A 20342-nucleotide genomic window follows, 5' to 3' on the forward strand; every position below is an offset into this window, starting at 1 on the left:
ACAGCATCACACTAAGTGGCAAAACCGACATAGGCCAAGCACTCACCATTGACGCAACAGGCGCGGTTAACATCAGTGACAAACTAGAGGTCGGTGAAGCCACAAGCATCACCACCCAAAGCACGCTCCACCTAAATGGAGACACAACACTAAACGGTCTACTCAACGTGGATGCCCAAGACGACATCACCCTAACGGGCACGATCGCCGTCACCGGCACCAGCAGCATTACAACAGAGGGTAACCTAGAGATCACCGGAAGCTACACCGCCGAAGCTAACGTCACGCTCGAAGTCACCGGCACGACGGACCTAGAGGGCACGCTAGACATCACAGGCAACCTCAACCTAAATGGCACGGGCGCGATCAACCTAAAAGACAGTCTAAACGTCAGCGGTGATGCCGACATCACAGGCCAAGACACGGTTACATTAAGTGGGACAAGCTTAATCGAAGGCGCTCTAACCCTAAATGCCGACCAAGCCATCACAATGGCAGGCAATCTAACGGTCAACAGCGATGCCTCCATTACGGGTCAAAACAGCATCACGCTAAGTGGTACACAAAAAATTGGTAAGGATCTCACCATCAACGCCAAGGATGCCATCAGCATTAGCAACGCGCTAACGGTAGCAGGAGATACAACACTCACCAGCACCGCGAGCACGCTCAACCTAAGCGGAGAAGCAAAACTAGCAGGCCTGCTGAGTATTGATGCGGCCAGTGACGTCATCATCAATGGCACGACTGAAGTTGCCAAAGCGACTGACATCAACACCCAAGGCAAACTCGCAATCACCGGCGACTACACCGCTAAAGACAACGTCACGATCGAAGTCACCGGTACGACTGACCTAAATGGTAAACTAGATATCACAGGCAACCTAACCTTAGAAAGCACGGGCGCGATCAACCTAAAAGACACGCTAACTGTCATCGGTGATACCCACATCACAGGCAAAGACACGGTAACGCTTACAGGTAAAACCGATATTAGCGCTAACCTCCGCTTAACCGCCGACAAAGCCATTAACCTAAGTGAATCGCTAAGCGTCAATGGAAATGCAACAATCATTGGCCAAGAAACGGTTACATTAAATGGCACAAGCCTAATCCAAGGCGCTTTAACCCTAAATGCCGACCAAGCTATCACGATGACAGGCAACCTAACGGTCAACAGCGATGCCATCATCACAGGCCAAAACAGCATCACGCTAAACGGTACACAATCAATTGGTAAGGATATCACCATCAACGCCAAAGAAGCCATTACCCTTAGCAACGCGCTAACGGTAACCGGTGATACAACACTCACCAGCACCGCCAGCACGCTGAACCTAAGCGGAGATATAACACTAAACGGTCTACTTAAAGTGGATGCCAAAGACGATGTCACCCTAACGGGCACGATTGAAGTTGCCAAAGCGACTGACATCAACACCCAAGGCAAACTCGCAATCACCGGCGACTACACCGCCAAAGATAACGTCACGATCGAAGTCACCGGCACGACTGACCTAGATAGCACGCTAGACATTACAGGCGACCTCAACCTAAATGGCACGGGCGCGATCAACCTAAAAGACACGCTAACGGTCAGCGGTGATGCAGCGATCACAGGCAAAGGCACAGTTACATTAAGTGGCACAAGCCTAATCCAAGACGCTCTAATCCTAAATGCCGACCAAGCCATCACGATGACAGGCAACCTAACGGTCAACAGCGATGCCACCATCACAGGCCAAAACAGCATCACGCTAAGCGGTACACAAACAATGGGTAGCGATCTCAGCATCAACGCCAAGGATGCCATCACCCTTAGCAACGCGCTAACGGTAGCGGGTAATACAACACTCACCAGCACCGCCAGCACGCTCAACCTAAGCGGAGAGACAAAACTAGCAGGCCTGCTAACGATTGATGCGGCTAGTGACGTCAACATCAATGGCACAACCGAAGTTGCCAAAACAACCGACATCAACACCCAAGGCAAACTCGCAATCACCGGCGACTACACCGCTAAAGGCAACGTCACGATCGAAGTCACCGGCACCACTGACCTAGATGGCACGCTAGACATCACAGGCGACCTAACCTTAGAAGGCACCGGTGCGATCAACCTAAAAGACAGCCTAAACGTCAGCGGTGATGCAAACATCAGCGGCCAAGACACGGTTACATTAAATGGAACAATCCTAATCCAAGGCGCTCTAACCCTAAATGCCGACCAAGCCATCACGATAGCAGGCAACCTAACGGTCAACAGCGATGCCACCATCACCGGTCAAAACAGCATCACGCTAAGTGGTACACAAACAATCGGTCAAGATCTTACCATCAACGCCAAAGATGCCATTGCAATGAGCAGTGCGCTAACGGTAGCCGGCGGTGCAAACTTGACCAGTGCCGCTAGCACAGTGAATCTGGCGGGCTCCACAGTAGTCGGACAAGCCTTGAATGCAACCGCTCATAGTGCGCTTTCGATAAACAATCTAAGTGTGGCACAGGCGACTAATTTGATAGGTCATAGCGTCCAGCTAACTGGCACGAGTGTTGTGTCAAGTAACTTGTCAATCAATGCCACAACCGATATTAATCTGAAAGGGAGTTTAACGGTAGCGGGCGCTACCCTAATGAATGCAGGCAACAACCTAGTATCGGATGCGAATTTGACATTCGCTCAGGCTCGTCTATCTGCCACTCAAGCGATAACCGCGAGCCAAGCCATCAGTGTGTCCAACCAGTTAACGATGGATACGAATGCACTCACTATACAAACGATTGCAGCAAACAATGCACAGGTTGAACTGAATGCCAAAGCCTTGCAACAGACGTCAGGTCATGAGCTGGCTGCACAAAATCTAGCGCTGAACATTAACGCAACCCAAGCGCAAACGGTTAACCTTGTTACGCGTGCGCAAGCGTTGGTGTTAGATCTGACGGGTCTTACTATGAACCTCAGTAACCAAAGTAGTGCAATGGATTTAACAGCCAACTTAAATCAAAGCACCTTAAACCTCACCAGCCAAGGTAATGTGCAACTCGCAGGCGTGAGCGCACAAGGCGGCGCACTCAATATTGCTGCTGAAGGTCTCCTTGCACAAACAGCCGATATCGATTTAGCGCAAACAGCCGCCAGCTTTAAAGCCAATAGCATTGAGATGTCAGCCGATGTCACGATGCGTGCAACGGGCACGGTTAATATCAGTTACCAAGCGCTAACGGGCGATATCAAACTAGCCCAGATAGATGCCGCGCAAAGCCATGTGTTGTTGAGCGCAAAACAAGGGCAATTAATAACCGCTTTGGCTGATGCGCAAGTGACTAATGTGAGTGCCAATAAAGTGACGATTGAAGCCAACCCATTGCGCTTTGCCCCCTCCGCTAACTTGGCGAACGACTTTACTGACTTGAGCAAACAGCTCGTGAAGCTTGATGCCGCCGAGCTGGATATTGTATCGATGCCAAAAGTCAACGTATTAAGCGTCAAAGATGCGCAAGGTAATCAATTTGTCGTGACCGGAAATCAACAGACGGTAACCGTTTATGCACTCAATATTAATGAAAAACCCACATTGACAGCCGTCACCGCGACCAATATCACCGTTAATCAATATCAAACGTTAAGAAACCCGGTTGTTGTTCATGTGCAAACCAATCCGGCGCTAGTCGGTGGTTCAACGACTAGCGACAGTGCGTCACCCGTGACAGGTTCGCAAAGCGGTTCAACGACCACAAGCGGTGCGGCTGGATCAAGCGCGCCGAGTTTATTAGAACAACGACTTGAAAGCAGTATTGTGGCACCGAGCACACCAACAGGCACCACTACCCGACAAGCCGCTGGGCAAGCTAGCACGCCGTCTCCAGTGTTTACGCCTGTTCAATCGGTTGCCCAACCTGTAACAGGTGCGTCAGTGCTTAATATTGAGCGGATTACTGCCCCAACTGTTACGGAATTCGAACGTCAGCTTGAAACCTCTATCCTAAGTTCGTCCACATTGCCAAGATTACCTGCAAGCCAGTCAATCTTAACGAATGTGGATAACTCAGTTGCAAGCGCCGTAGCCGCCAATGATGGTGGATTAAAGGTAACGCCTTCGTTTAATTTATCGAAGAACGTGATAGGCACGAATGTCATCAATCTGATAGGTAGCACACAAGCTAGCAGTATAGGCGGTAAAGTGGAATCGGGTTATTTTTATGACATTTACACAGAAGAGGATGAACTTTTAGCACTGTAGAGTTAAGTATTTAACGGAAATCAGCATGAAAATGTCAGATAAATATCAGAAATAAAGGTTTTAAATTATGTAAAATTTTAATAAAGAGGTCATAAAATTTATACATCGTAAGTTCGACCTGTTTTTTAAAATCATTAACCCCCCGTTTAGGAGAGAATAGATGTTTACAAAATTAGTTCCGGTAAATAAAGAAGCGCACAAAGACCTTAAAGTAAAACCTTTAGATGGATTTGGTTTTGCCAAAGATTTTCATATTGCATCGGTTATGGTGCATGAGTTTGTACGTGCCGCCTCTGTTTACCCAATCGTTTTCCTCGAAGACAAAGAAAAAGATGAGTTTAGACCTGTGGCATTGCTAGGCTTAGATGCGGGAAATAACCTGTTTGTTGCTGAAGATGGAAAATGGCAGGCCTCTTATGTGCCCGCTATTATTCGCCGTTACCCGTTTGCTTTAGCCAGTACCGGTCAAGAAAATCAGTTTACGGTGTGTGTTGATGAAGACAGTCCTTATGTCGGCAATGAAGAGGGTGCCGCGCTGTTTGGTGAAGATGGCGAGCCGACAGAAGTGATTGAAAATGTAAAACGCTATTTAGGCGAGTTACAGCAAATGGAAGCCTTCACCAAAGAGTATTGCCGCTTTATGGCAGAGCACAACCTATTTACCCCCCTCAACATGCGCGTACGCGACCAAGACAAAATTAAAAATATTACCGGCTGTTATGTGATCAATGAAGAGCGTTTGAACAACTTGTCAGATACGCTATTCTTAGAAATCAAAAACCGTCGTTATGTTGCGCCAGTTTATGCGCACCTAACCTCGTTATCGCAAATTGAACGTTTAACCATGTTGCACCAAGGCAAAGAAGGTGTTACGCAGCAAGATGTTGAAAATGCATAAACAACCCTATTGATCCATAGAGAAGCCAGATAGACTCTGGTTTCTTTGTCTAGGCTGTTTAATAATGATGTCTTAATGGGTGGGTGCGCAGACTTATCAATAAGTTGTCATGGTTAAACGGCTTAATGTTTTAAAGTATTTAGGTGAAATTAAAATGAAAACACTCCCGCACTTGACCTCACGCTTTATCCGTGGTGCTTGCCTTTCAGCCATGATGTTTGGCACCACAATGGCGACAGTACACGCCAAGGATATTCCACTTACCCAGCACGACGGGCAATGGGTATGGCCGCTTGACCAACAAGGCCTGGTTATGCAGCTGGTTAAGCGCAATGCCCAAATTCTTTACTCGCAAATGCAGATGGATATTGCCGCCCAACAGCATCGACACGAACGCGGTATTTTTGAAGCCGAGTTGTTTTCCACTCTTCGCTATGATGACACCCATGTGCAAGCGGGCGTGGATCAGCTTACCAGTATAAACGCAATTGCAGGGTCTGGGCAAAAAAGAGAATTTATTGAAACTCGTACAACAGGCGAAATTGGCGTAGTGGGTTTGTTAAGATCCGGTGCAGAAGTGCAGCTAAGTTATCGTGAGCAGAAGAGAGCTAGTAATCACATTACAGGTCCTAGTCCAAGTATTGATGAAGCAAACGTTCTCGGCTCAGAAATGACCGGTGCAGTCAACCTAACGATTACCCAACCACTCCTGCGCGGCTGGATGGCCAAACAAGCGAAAACCCGTATTGAACAAGCCAAGTTAGAACAAAGTGTGGTCGCCTACCAATACCAACAGCAACTCATGCGCAGCAGTTTTGATGCGTTATCGGCCTACTGGCAGCTTTATCGCATAGAGCAATTTAAGCATATTCGTCAAGAAGCACTGGATAATGCCCGAAACACCTACACCGACATTGCACACCGAGTGGAAGCAGGGCGCTTATCAGAAACAACGCTCCTAGAAGCCCAGTCAAATATCTACTCAAGACAAGCGGAGCTAGAAAGTGTACAAGGTGCACACCGCGATGCGGTCAATCGCTTAAAAACGCTGGTTAACTTATCGACACTTGAACATAAAGGCGTGCAACTAGTACTTCAAGATGCACCGCTACAGATTCCCTATCAACTCACCATCCCATTTGAAGCGTATTTTGAGATGGTTTTAGCACACTGGCCCGCTTATCAAATAGCAGAAAGCCGTCGTGCCATTCAAGATCAAGCCCTTATTGCGGCACGTGATGAGCTAAAACCAAAACTAGACCTTAGAGCCGGTTACACAACGAACGGCTTAGGCGAAACACACAAAGACGCAAGAGAGTTTGCGTTTAGCAATGACTATCCAACATGGTTTACCAGCTTAAACATGTCCATCCCACTGCAAGGAAACCAGCGTGCGCGTTCAAAAGAATCGATTGCCCAACAACGTATACAACAATCTAATATTGATTTAGACGCCGTAAAAATTGGCCTAGCCAATGATCTGCAAGCACGTCTGGCACAGTTAGAAAAAGCCTTTGATGAAGTGCAAGTCTATCAAAAATCAGAAAAGATTCTACGTCAAGTTTACGAAGTAGAACTGGGCTTATTTAACTCGGGTTTAAGACGCCTAAGCGACGTCTATGATCGAGAAGATCGACTCAATCAAGGTCGCCAGCGTTATATCGACGCCCTTGTGCGCTATGAACTGGCGCTACTATCATTACGCTTAGCCGAAGGCACACTACTCGCACAATACGGTGTCACTGTTTCCGATGTCAATACACTCGATGACAGTCCTGTTAAGCCGGTTTCCCTGCGTTTGGCCGACTAATGCACGGCAAGACACAGGTGCCGCAACGACATAAAAAAGGTTCATAGCCGGTATGCTAAAGAAAAGGGAACACCACATAAAACGATTAAAGCGCTGTAGTGGTCTAGTGCTAAGTCTCGCTGTTTTTTCGGTGTATGCCACACCCGCAAGCTATATCGGTGTAGTCTATCCAGACCAAGACCTAGCCCTATCACTCGGCGTCAGTGGTATCGCCCAAAAAGTGCATGTTAAACCCGGTACATTTGTACATGCAGGTGATTTATTGCTAGAGTTAAAAAACACCGAGCAACAGCTTGAAGTAGCGCGCCGATTAGTGCTGCTCAATGATCAAACAGAAATTAACAGCCTACAACAGCGCCTTGCCATCATTGATGAACAATATCGCTCGGCATTGCGTTTATTTGAAACCACACGCTCCATAAGCCGCGATGAACTCAATCAATTAAAACTTGAAAAAATAACCCTAGAAGGTCGCATTGAACAGCTAAAGTTAGAAAAGGAACGTCAACGTATTGAGCACCTTTTAGCGCTTGAAGATCTAAGCGCCAGAAAGCTCAATGCGCCCGTTCAAGGCATCATCGTACAAGTAGAAATCAGTGCGGGCGAATGGGTCAAGCCAGGCGAACCCATTATCAAACTGGTTGATATCTCTAACACCTATGTCAAATTAAACTTACCGGACCGTCTCGCTCGCCGCCTCCAATTAAATCAAACGGTGGACGTGCAGGTTGACGAAGCCGGGCAGCGACAAGGTGTTTTAACCTACATTGCCCCCATTGCCGATGCCGCCAGCGGCCTAGTTGAACTTCGCATTTCACTTGACAATACCGACCAAGTGATTCGCCCCGGCAGCAAAGCCCAAGTGGCTTTCTAATGAAATTTGACTAGTAAAATAAAATATAAAATAAACGTTCTCCCAAGTTTTTAACTGTGTGGAAAACCCAAAAAAACAACAAGCATTTAAAACGATAACCTTGCAACAAGGCCTATCAGGAGATACTAAGGTGTTTAAGCTCAAAAAAACCAACGCGCTGATCAAAAAAGCCTTTAAACTAGAGCCGCTTGAGTCGCGCTTTTTGCTTTCAGCTGACCCGATATTGGGCGCCGCGCACATCGCATTGCACGGCGATTTAAACACCGAGCACGATCCGATAGCGGTCTTTGAGCAAACCTATCATCCCCTCCAACTCGAAACCACCCAAGCGTCGCTCACCCAAATTCAACAAGCACAACAAACGCTAGCACAAACCCAACAAGACACCCTGCAGCTTGATTTTGTTGATCAAGCAAATGCCTCCTACAACGACCCCTATGGCACGGTACACATTACCCAAGACCTACTCGACGAATGGCTGAACCTAGCGGGCGATACTTTGGTGATTGGTGGCGAATGGAGTGGGCAGCATTTTATTTTTGGCGAACAAGGGCTCAATGAAAACCTGATCGTAGATAAAGACGTGATCATTATGAACCCATTAGAAGGTGGACATAATACGTTTTATCAAGGATTATCATCGATCAATGGCGCCTCGATAGAAGTTATTGGCTCTGGAAATACCCAAAACTGGGGCGTCAGCGAACCTCAAACATTTACCTCTGATTCGGGGTTCCCCATCAATGACTCGATCACTATTGATAATGACGTTACGGTGAATGCAAAGGGCAATATTGTCTTAGGTGGCGCATCGGCGGGGCATTATTTAGATGGGGTGTCGGGAACGAACAATCGCTTAACACTTAATCCAAATTTTGAGCTTGGAACCAAAACACACCATGTTACGATTAACTCGACGATAGGTCTTGCTAGCGCACTAGATGGGTTGACAATTAAAGATGCTGTTAACGTGACGTTTGAGCAATCCGTGCATGTTAAGGGTGACATTGTTATTGAAGCCAGCGGCAGTGTTAATTTTAAAAGCAATATGATTATAGAAGGGGATTTGATTGTAAAAGGCGCCAGCCAGATCTTTTTTGGTAATGATATTGAGGTGACCTTTAGCGATGGTGAACGTTACATATATTTACAGGCGGATTCGTTAAACTTACCTCAAAACAAATCACAAGCCATTAAAAACAATGGCGGTGTTTTGGTGATTGAAACCACGACATTAGGTCGAGATATTGCGATCGCTTCACCGCCGGGTGTGAATAGCAGTACCACGCTTGATATTTCAAATAAGGATCTGCAGTCTTTGCAGGCGGGCTTTGGCAAGATCATTATTGGGCGTGAGGCTTTAGATGAACAGGGTAATAGAACAGGTAAGTCAAGTGAAACAGGCGGGAATGTTCGCATCGGTGCGCGCCCTGAAGCCCAGCAGTTTAGCTTTTTTGACCCGGTTGAAATTTATGGGCGAACGATTACCGTTGAAGACTTTCAGAATGCAGGTCATATCTTGGGTGTTGAATCAAGTCTTGGCTTAGTGGCTTATAAAGATATTGTGATTAAAAATACAATTGACAATTTTTCATCTGCTCAGCCTATAACGCTCTATTCTGAAACGGGTTCAATTATTCAACAGGATTCGAATGATTTACCGACATCCGAGTTAATCCGAACCGATACGCTAAATGTGCAATCTGCAACGGGTACCACATTGCTTTGGACAGAAATTAATAACCTGAATGCCGTTAATACCGGTGACTCAGGAGATATTCGTATTCACACCCAAGGCAGCGGAGCAGGGGGTACGACCAATGCAAACTTAAACATTCAACGCATAGCGCAGACAAACGCAAGTGCAGCTGGGGATATTATTGTGTCTACCGATAATGGCAACATCACATTATTGGCTACGGGTGCATCTAATATACAATCAGGTCAATTTAAACCTGCTAAAAGCAATATCACTTCAACGGTCGACACGCTGATTGCTGCGGGTTCACAGATTACCCATGCCGGTACCGGTGAGATTGTATTGGTGGCGGCGACAGATGCTAAATTGTTGAAAAGTAAAGCTGAAGTGGTCGGTGCTAAATTGACCGATGATGGCAAAACCATCACGCTCAACAATAATGTTGTTTCTGCGCAAGCGGGGCATATCACTATAGTCGCTGATGGGTTGATTGCTCAAAATGCGAATGTTCATGTTTCGAGTGCCGGTGGAACGATTCACTATCGCTCGGTTCAAGGTAGTATTCAAATGGCGGCCACCTCACTCACTGATGCGAGTACCGCAGGCGACGCAGGCACGGTAATTTATGAGGCCGGTAACTCGATTGTTTTAGGTCAAATCAATGCGAAAACAGCGATAAACTTAACCGCTGATACTAACAACAGTGGCATAGGTTCTATCACCTCGGCAGCCGGGGTGGGATCGGGTGATAATCGTGCTTTAAACCTCAGTGGTGAAACGCAAACGGTTACGCTGCGTGCCAGTCAAGGGATAGGTACCAGTGCAGTTCACTTGAAAACAGAAATAGCCGGCCTGCTGGCGCGCAACACCCTGTCTGGTGGGATATTCATTCAAGAAACCACGGATTTAGAACTTAAAAAGGGTATTGATGAGACTAATGCAGATTTAGGCTTGTGGCTGTCAGGCAGTGCTGTTAATGCTGGCAATGCCGTATTCACCCTGCTCAACGGCAGCTTCACCGCAACCGGGCAAATGTTATTGGAGGGTGCTAGCGGGAACTTGTTGGTGGATACGCAACGTGCAAATACAGATCCACGAGATGCTAACATCGCCATTAATGAAAAAGTCACCTCGAATAACGGTTCGGTGAGTTTACTTGCTGCAAATGCGATTGCATTCGGTACCACAGGCTTAGTCGAAACGTTAGTGCAGGCAAAAACGATTGAATTATTGGCGACGGCAGGTGCGATTTCAATGGCAAATAACGCGGCTGTGCGTACCAATGCTGGCAATGTTCGTATCGATGCCTCTGAATCAGTGGTAGTGGGTTTGGTGGATACGCGTATTAGTTCTGATCGTAGCTCAACGCCAGAATCCTTAACTGCGCAACAAGATTGGGGGTCAGTGGGTATTAAAGCCTCCGCTCAATCGATCAGTGATGCCTCATCGGATGATGGGGTTATTGACATCTATGCAAACAACTTACGTATCGAAGCCGGAACGCATATCGCTCAGGGTGACAACCACCTTGAAACCGAAGTGATTAACCTCGCGCTCAAAACGCAAGACGGCGGCATTTATATCACCGAATCCAGTGCCTTGAGTATCGGTAATGTAAAGGATATTCAGGTTAATCGTGTTGGCGTTGATGGAAGTGCTGCACTGCAGGTTGAAGATATCGATAATACATTGACGGGTGTAACCGTTGATGCCGATGCAGTACAGGGTGATCACGATGACATCGTTATCATCAATAAACAAGGTGATTTTGTTATTGACGGCGCCCTTAACATTGCGGGTAATGCCAATATTCGTTTAGAAGCCACAGCAGGCAAGCTAGAGATTAAACAAAACCTAACCACTGGAACAGGGCATATTACCGCTATCGCAGGTGAAGAACTCGATTTCAACGCGGCTCAAATCAAAACCTCGGGCGGTGATATTGATTTGCAAGCGCAAGGCAATATCGAGTTTGGTGTGGCGGATGCGCGTACGACAGAAAGTTTAGATACCCAAGACGATTGGGGAAGTGTGATTGCACGTTCGGTGGAGGGTTCGATATTAGATAAAGTAAACTCACAAGTAACGAATGTTTTTGCTAACCAATTACGTCTCGATGCAAAAGACTCCATCGGTGCACATGATAATCACCTAGAACTCGAAGTCGCACGCCTATCTGCCAAAGCAGAGGGCGTGAACGAAGAAGAAATCGATAAAAAAGGGATTTACCTCACCGAAGACACAGCCCTTACGCTTAGAAATGTTGGGGTAATACAGCGTGTCGGTGTTGATGGATTGGCTAGTAATCAGCAAGATGGTAGTAATCAAGATTTAACCTGGTCTAATGTGGATACAGCCGGCAACTTGGTACTGCAAACCAATGATGGTGAACTCGATACGTTAGCAGACACGGGTGAAATCACAGTCGCCGGCAATCTACTACTGAAAGCAGGCGGTAACAGCGCTGACCTAACGCTTGGCGCAAGCCTAACCAACTCCGCCGGCCATACCAGTCTTGAGGCGGGGCGAGATATTCTGCTTAACGCTAATATCAGCGCCACGGCCGATGCAAAAACCATCGATCTGAAAGCCGGTGATGACATCATCATGGCTACGGATACCAGTATTACCAGCACCAACGGTAACATCCGTTTAGAAGCAGGGAATGCCAACACCGGTGATTCAGGGGTTAACGGCATTGCATTACGCACCATCACAGCGGGCACGGCTAACGTCGCCTTAATCGCCAATAACAGTGGTTCGATTGTGGATGCGGCAAGCGATGCAACAACCAATATTACCGCCAACGGCTTAATCCTTAAAGCGGGAACAGAGATTGGTTCAGGTACGAATCATATTGACACCAGCGTTACGACCCTGTCAGCAAGTGCGGGTAGTGGTGGCGTATTTGTAACCGAATCTAATAATTTAATTGTTGATAAAATTGATTTTGATATCAGTCGCGTGAATAGCCAAGCGGGGGATGCAGACCAAAATAGCAAACAAGAAGACCTGCGCACCACGGATAATGGCGCGATTGTGCTGAATGTTGCTGCGGGTAATTTAACGCTTAAGGGCGGTGCTGATTCAGCAGGCCTGGTGGCGAGTGGTTCTGGAAATGTCTTGTTGAATGTTGTAGCAGGCGACCTTAAAGCCAAATCGGCTATCGATGCGGGTACAGGCTCAATCTCCATTCTTTCTTCCGGCTCACAAATCTATGCGGCTGCGGGTGACATCACCACCGCCGGTAATGGCACGATCGATCTTTGGGCGAAAGGCGCAAGCGTAATAGAAATGGATGGCGCCACGACCTTTAAAACTAACGGTGGCAATATTCGTTTGGTTAGTAGTGAGATTACGCTGGGTACTTTGGATGCGCGCAACGGTACTCAAATACAGTCCGACTGGGGTTCAATCAGCCTAATTACCGCTAATGATATTGTGGCCGCGGCTAATTCCTCAGAAAATATTTGGTCGAATGAGCTGAGAATCGAGGCCAAGGGCTTTGGTGCCTTAGATAAAGCCATCGAAACCGAAGTCGCTTTATTGGCGGCTAAGATCGGAGAAACCGGTTTATACCTTAACGAAGCCAGCGCGCTCACCATTGGAACCACCACTGAGTTTAGCGTTGAAAGAGTCATCAGTACGGGTTTTTTAGCTAGCACAAAACCAACCGATGACGTCTTATCAAAAATCGTCAGTGCCGGCCACATAAGTCTTCACACCAACAGAACCTTAACGCTGGCGCAAAACGTTGAAGCCACCGGTGCATCCACCATCGATTTACGCGCGGGCACGAACAATTCTAGCGATTTAGTCATGCAAGCTGGTGTTAGTGTCATGAGTGTTAATTCTGATATCCGTCTTGAAGCGGGTGGCGATATTCAACTGCGCACAGTCACAGCGGGTACAGGTAATGTCGCGCTGATCGCCACAGCTGGTTCCATCACAGATGCGAATAATGATGCCAATGCTAACATCACCGCTCACGGCTTATTACTCAAAGCCGGAAACGGCATAGGAAAGGTTGACGGCACGACGAATTTTATTGAGACGGCTGTATCCCTATTGTCTGCTCACGCTGGAGCAGGTGGTGTCTTTATTCACGAAGCGAATGGCTTAACGATTGATACCCTCACCGTTAATGTTAACCGAATCCATTTAGAGGATGGAGAAACCAATCCTGTAGCCAAAACCCAAGAAGATTTAAAAACCTCAGACAATGGTACGATTGTATTGGTGGTAAAACTAGGCGATTTAACGCTTAACGGCGGTGCTGATTTAGCAGGCCTGGTGGCGAGTGGTTCTGGAAATGTCTTATTGAATGTTGTAGCAGGCGATCTTGAAGCCAATGCGGCTATCGATGCGGGCACAGGCTCAATCTCGATTCATTCATCGGGTAAACAAACCTATGCGTCGGCAGGCGATATCACAACAAGAGAAACGGGCACGATAGATATTCAAGCCAGTGAAATTACGATGACTGATGGCGCGGTTACGACGGCTGGAAGTGGCAACATCCGCTATCACGCTGAGGGTGCCATTGCGCTTGGGCAGCTGACTACAGCGGGTAATATCAGCCTAACCGCCAGCAACATAACCGATAACAACGGTGAAACCAATAACCTCACTGCTGACCAATTACGCATCGTCACCTTCGGCACAGCTGATGGCCAAGGTGCTGGTACAGGCGCCAACCACCTAAAAATCAATGTTGCCAAACTCGCTGCTGATATTAAAGGCACGGGAACAGGTGGTCTATACCTCACTGAAGCCAACGCCCTACAAATTGGCACCCTTGATGCCATCAATGTTAACCAAGTCGGCACAGACGGCGTTACCCTAGTAGCGACAACCGATGCGGCGCAAAGTAATCTGAGTTCTGCCAGTCATTTGGTATTGCAAACTCTTGCGGGCTCATTGACCACACAAGCTGCTGGTGGTGCTATTACTGCCGCTGGCAATATGCTGATCAAAGCAGGCGGTAACAGCTCTGACCTAACGCTTGGCGCAAGCCTAACCAACACCGCCGGCCACACTAGCCTTGAGGCTGGGCAAGATATTCTGCTCAACGCTAATATCAGCGTCACGGCCGATACAAAAACCATCGACCTGAAAGCCGGTGATGACATCATCATGGCAGAGAATACAAGCATTACCAGCACCAACGGTAACATCCGTTTAGAAGCGGAGAATACCAATAACGATGATGAAGGTGTGAATGGCATTGCTTTGCGCACTATCAACGCAGGCAGTGCTCATGTGGCATTAATGGCAGGTGAGGCAGGTTCGATTGTGGATGCGGCTGATACCGATGCCGTTAACATCACGGCCAGCGGACTCATCTTGAAGGCGGGTTATGCTTTAGGTTCTGGCACAAATCACATCAACACCACCGTTGCTACACTCTCAGCCAGTGCGGGAAGTGGCGGTATGTTTGTCACCGAAACGAACACACTTGTGGTTGGACAAGTTGATTTCAACATTAGCCGAGTTGGTTTTAACGCTGAGGTGCCAGAAGTAAATCTTATTCAATCGCTGCAAGAAGACCTTCGCACCACGGGTAACGGTGCGCTAGCATTAGTCATAAAGGCTGGGAAATTAACCTTAAATGCTGGCACCGAGCAACCAGGCCTGGTGGCGAGTGGTTCTGGAAATGTATTGCTAGATATTAAGGATGGCGAATTTGAAGCCAATGCGGCTATCGATGCGGGCACAGGCTCAATCTCGATTCATTCATCGGGTAAACAAACCTATGCGTCGGCAGGCGATATCACAACAAGAAAAACGGGCACGATAGATATTCGCGCCAGTGCCATTTCAATGACAAATGGCGCGGTTACGACGGCTGGAAGTGGCAACATCCGCTATCACGCTGAGGGTGCCATTGCGCTTGGACAGCTGACTACAGCGGGTAATATCAGCCTCAGTGCCAGCACGATTACCGACAACAACGGTGATACCAACAACCTCACGGCCAACCAACTACGCATCGTTACCACCGGTGAAGACGCAGGCATGGGTGCAGGCACAGGTGGCAACCACCTAGAAATCAATGTTGCTAAACTCGCTGCAGACATAAAAGGCACCGGAGCCGGCGGCCTTTACCTAACCGCATCTCAAGGTTTAACGATCGGCCTACTGGGTGCGATAAGCGTTAATCAAGTTAATACAGCGGGACTTACACCTGAATCAATTAATGATGCGGCATTATCTAAACTCAATAGCCAAGCCCATCTGGTTATTGTCTCCGCAGGCAGTGTGATCTCAGAATCAACCAATGGCGATATCACCGCTGCAGGCAATATATTGATCAAAACGACAGGCACCGAATCCGATATTACCCTCAATGCCAACGTCACCAGCACGACAGGACATATCAGCCTTAATGCAGGGCGCGATTTACTGCAAAATGCAGGCGCCGATATTGAAGCAGTTGCTGAGTTCAAAACGATTGACGTACTCGCTGCCCGCGCCATTACGATGGCCAACGGCACGCAAACCATAAGCAATAACGGCAATATCCGCTATGCGGCAAAACCAACAGGTGCTTCAACAGCAGCGAATGTGCTAACCCTCTCCAGCCTCAATGCCGGTACTGGAAATATAAGCCTGCTGGCAGGCAGTATTTTAGATGGCGGTGATAGTCATACTGACATAATAGCCAATGAATTAAGACTCCACGCCACCGTTGGCATAGGCAATAATGGCACGACAATCAATGCGATAGACACTCAAGTCAGTGTATTAAGTGCCCGTTCAGGTGCGCAAGGTCTGTTTATTAATGAAGCGGGTACTTTAACCATTGATCGTGTAGCGGCGATAAAGGTTAATACCGTTGGTACAGATGCTACTTTATCCGACTCTATCGATGAAAAACAAGAAGACGTCATCACTGAAGCAAATGGTTCGATTGTCTTAGAGGCCAATGCGCTGACCATTAAGCCAGGTGAATCCGCAGGTATCGCGATAAATGCAAAGGGTTCGGGTCATATATTGCTTAATGCGCGTGCGGGTAATTTAGACCTACAGGGGCAGGTTGATGGCGGAACCGGACACGTTACTTTATTAGCGGAAGCTATTAAGAATGTTGAAGATTCAGGTAAGGTTGTTATGCATGGGATAGCAGGTGTTGTTAGCATCAACGGTGCGACTTCAACGCCTGGAACAGTATATATTGATGCAGAGACCTCGATTACAATGGAAAGCGGTGCAAGTATCCTGACTAATGGTGGCAACGTTGGTTTAACAACCCAAGGGGATATTCGACTTGGAATCATTAATACGCTTCGTGGATCGACAATTGCAGGTAGCGTATCACTTATAACAACCGGTGGCGCTGTTCTAGATAATCAAAACCCTGATGATGCTGTAAATATTTTGACAAACGCCCTGTTGATCGATGCCCATTCCGGTGTCGCTAGCAGCGGAAATAGGTTGGAAACTCAGGTTTCGCATCTCACGGTGAACAGCTCCCATGGCAGTGTGTTTATGCACGATACAACCAGTGTTGAGGTGCGTCAGGTTACCGTTGAAGTAAAAAAAGTGAGTCATTTAGCCGCGCTGGATAATGTTGTAAAAACACAAGCGGATATTAAAACGAATACCGGTTCGATTGTCTTAAGTGCCACAACCAGTTTAACTTTAATTGATGGCGATGCGAATGGATTTGCGATTCAAACCACATCTGGAAATGTGCGATTGAGCACAGACAATCAAAACATTACGGTTAACTCAAAGATAGACGTTGCGGCAGGTAACCTTACGCTGGAAGCGAATAGTAATATTGCTATCAATACCGATGGAAGAATTCAAACAACGGCCGGAACGCTGGATCTGATAGCGAAAACCGGTGCCATTACGATGAATGGCGAGTCATGGTTGAAAGCGGATGGCGGCAATATCCGCTTAGAAGCACGGGGCAATGTGACCCTAGGCATCGTTGATGCACGAAAATCATCGGATAAGAGCTATGCGGAGCAAAGCCTGTGGGGGAATGTTTCTGTAGTGGCGGGATTGAATGGGACCAGTGGTTCTATTGTTGATGCGCATAATGATGATGCGGGTGAGCTTGTTGTAAATATCTATGCAAAAAACCTACGTATGGACGCGCGCACAGCCGTCGGGGCTGGCGGCAACCACATCGAAACCGAAGTGCTCAATCTAGCCGCGCGCGCCAGTAATGGCGGTATCTTTGTCACCGAAGCCACCGCCATTAACGTGGATAGCGTTGCAGACGTCACCGTCAATCGCGTCAATACGGCGGGCATTCATGCTCTAACAACCGCCGGTGCGGCGCTAAGCGATCTAACGACGGCGGCGGGCAACGGTCATATTGTATTGCGAGCCTCAGCCGGCGACATCACATTAAAAGATGGTGATACCAATGGACATGCAATCCGTGCCCACGGCACAGGCAACATTCTAGTTCAAACGTTAACTAGCGGCTCAATTTTTGCCAATACAGATATCCTTAGCACTAGCGGGCATATTAGCATTATCGCCCAAAACGCGGTTGACTTTACCTCTGGATCGGATGTGCGAACCAGTCAAGCCGGCGCCATTCATATCGAAGCCCAAACCGGCTCGATTACGCAGCATGATAACAGCTTGTTTACCACCGGTTCGGGTGTGATTAATTTACATGCGGATCAGGATGCCAAGATTGGCGGGATCAATACAACCGGACATGCGGCGATTAGTGCAACCAAAGGCTCGATTAGTGATGCAGGCGATACCTATGTGGATGTGGTCGCCAACGGTTTACGCTTAAACGCTGGCATAGGGATAGGCAGCACGACAGCGGATGGCGTAGTGGTTAATGCACTAGAAACCACCGTAACCACCTTGAGCGCTACAGCCACATCAGGCGGCATCTACATTCAAGAAACCAATGCCATTATGATTGATGATGTGACGGTTAATGTAACAAAAGTCGATCAAACGGGCGGGGCAAGTTCAGCAAATTTAGCAACTCAATCCGATCTGCGCACAACCAGTGGCAACGGGAATGTTGTGTTGCAAACCACCGCGGGCAGTATTACTTTACGCGAAGGCAGCCAAGAATCAGGCGCAAGCGGCGCGGTGGGCGCGCACGGCTCAGGTAATATCTTGTTAAGTGCAGGCGGCACAACCAGCGATATTTTGCTCGGTAGCAACATCACCACAGTGCACTCGGCACATATCGCCACTGACAATGGACATATTTCATTACTGGCGGGACGCCATATTACCGCCTATAACTCCTTTGTCACCACAGGTTACGGCACCATTGATCTTCAAGCTACTTTAGGAACGATTGATATTCGTTCCCAGCAGACCACCAACACCACCATATCCTCAACCTCTGGTGATGTGCGTTTATGGGCGCAAAAGGACATAAAACTCGCAGGAAAAATCTCAACGACGGCGCATTTGTCATTGACCGCCAACACAGGCTCTATTACTGAGAATACGGAAAACACCGATGTTAACCTTCAAGCGAATGGCCTGCGACTCTGGGCGGGCAATGCGATAGGGGCGGGTGATAACGCCATTGAAACCCAAGTCACAAGCCTTACAGCGCGTGCGGCTGGCGGTGGAATCTATTTGCTTGAAAGTGATGACGTTAAGATCGATGATGTTGAAGTAACGGTGAATCGGGTTACCGCGGATGGTTCAGTGACAAACTCAACTCAAGTTGATATCAAACAGTCTGATCTCATCACGGTATCAGGAAACGGCCACATCGTGTTACAAGCGACAGCAGGAAGCATTACCCTCAACGACGGCAGCGCAACGAATGACGTTGACGGTACCGCGATTCAAGCCCACGGCACAGGCAACATCCTTGTTCAAACGCTCACTAGCGGCTCAATCATCGCCCACAGCGACATCACAAGCACGAACGGCAACATCAGCCTGATCGCCGCCCAAGGCATCGAATTCAAAGCCAATGCCGACATCCGCACCGCGAGCACAGCAAAAGAAAATGGCACGATAGATCTCCAAGCCGAAACCGGCAACATCACCATGGATGCCAGCAGTCTATTCACCAGCAGTGGGGCAACAGGCCACATCCGTCTACTTGCACAAAACAACATCACGGTTGGCACCATCCAAACCCAAGACGCCACCGTCAGCCTCACCGCCACAGAAGGCAGCATCCTCGATCTAGAAAACGACACCCGCAGGGTAGCCATCAGCGCAGTCAACTTGATGATGAGCGCGGGCCAAGCGATCGGTGCCAGTGACAACCACCTCGACATCGCAGTAAATACACTGAGCACGGTCTCAACGGCAGGCGGCACCTTCCTCACCGAAAGTGACGCCATAACCATCGACACCCTAAGCCTAAGCATCAACCGTGTTGCCACAACCGGTGTTAGCACAGCCACACAAACACAAGCCCAGCAAGAGATGCGCTCAGGCGCCGAGCTGGTATTAAGCACACTCAATGGTGCGATTACCACCATGATCACAACAGGTGAAATCAGCGCAGCAGGCAATATCCGCCTAGACGCACAAGGGGCGGGTTCAAACCTAACCCTAGGCCACAGCCTCACCAGTCATGCAGGCCACATCAGCCTAAAAGCCAACGCGACCCTAACGCAACAGGCAACAGGCGACATCACCATAAGCACAGGAGCAGGCAGCCTCGACGTCAGCGCCAACGCGATAGACATGAAAGACGGCGCGATCAGCACCGCACAAACAGGCCACATCCGCTATGTCGCTAGCAACACGCTTACGCTAGGTCAACTGACCACCAGCGGTGACATCAGCCTCCGCGCCAGCAACATAACTGACGCCAACGGAGAGAGCAACAACCTCACGGCCAA

At 48.2% G+C, this 20342-nt stretch carries 5 protein-coding genes; all 5 read left to right on the forward strand.

Going from position 1 to position 20342, the window contains the following annotated elements; translation table 11 throughout:
* Window positions 1–4241 (forward strand): beta strand repeat-containing protein (locus NA59_RS10575; protein WP_044412176.1); only part of this gene is annotated, 4241 nt, incomplete at its 5' end.
* 160 nt (window positions 4242–4401) lie between these two features.
* A complete protein-coding gene (locus NA59_RS10580; protein ID WP_044412179.1) occupies window positions 4402–5139 on the forward strand; it encodes a SapC family protein in 738 nt (245 codons plus the stop codon).
* A 154-nt stretch (window positions 5140–5293) separates the two neighbouring features.
* Window positions 5294–6949 carry a TolC family protein gene (locus NA59_RS10585; RefSeq protein WP_198401096.1) on the forward strand — a complete coding sequence of 552 codons (1656 nt, stop codon included), beginning with the start codon at window positions 5294–5296 and terminating at the stop codon, window positions 6947–6949.
* Window positions 6950–7055: 106 nt separating this feature from the next.
* Complete coding sequence (locus NA59_RS10590; RefSeq protein ID WP_044412183.1) at window positions 7056–7823, forward strand: efflux RND transporter periplasmic adaptor subunit; 768 nt, start codon at window positions 7056–7058, stop codon at window positions 7821–7823.
* A gap of 130 nt (window positions 7824–7953) precedes the next feature.
* Window positions 7954–20342 (forward strand): LEPR-XLL domain-containing protein (locus tag NA59_RS10595; RefSeq protein ID WP_232504079.1); only part of this gene is annotated, 12389 nt, incomplete at its 3' end.

Origin of the sequence: Thiomicrospira microaerophila (genome assembly GCF_000934765.1) — a bacterium.
GTDB lineage: Bacteria > Pseudomonadota > Gammaproteobacteria > Thiomicrospirales > Thiomicrospiraceae > Thiomicrospira > Thiomicrospira microaerophila.

Excerpts from the sequence above, each read along its gene's own strand:
- NA59_RS10585 (WP_198401096.1), top strand. The coding sequence starts at position 5,294 with ATGAAAACACTCCCGCACTTGACCTCACGCTTTATCCGTGGTGCTTGC.
- NA59_RS10580 (WP_044412179.1), top strand. The coding sequence starts at position 4,402 with ATGTTTACAAAATTAGTTCCGGTAAATAAAGAAGCGCACAAAGACCTT.